This window comes from Bradyrhizobium jicamae (assembly GCF_001440395.1).
GTDB classification, from domain to species: Bacteria; Pseudomonadota; Alphaproteobacteria; order Rhizobiales; family Xanthobacteraceae; genus Bradyrhizobium; species Bradyrhizobium jicamae.
This window is the reverse complement of record NZ_LLXZ01000204.1, coordinates 1-227: the sequence shown is the minus strand read 5'-3', so window position 1 is coordinate 227 and position 227 is coordinate 1.

Below are 227 nucleotides of genomic sequence, written 5' to 3'. Positions count from 1 at the left end.
CGCGCAAAACCCTGCTTCAGCGCGTGCGGGACTGGCTGCGGCGCGCGGCCTGATTCAATCTTTCCACTAGCGCAATTCCTTCGGCGGCTTGCCGCGTTGCGGCGCGGGCGCAGGGCGTCGCGGCGCTGCAGGCAATCCCGGTCGTTGCAGGGCGGGCGCACCCTGGACGCCGGGCGGACGCTGCAGTCCCGGAGCGCCGAACCGGTTCGGCAGCGGTCGTCCCTGCG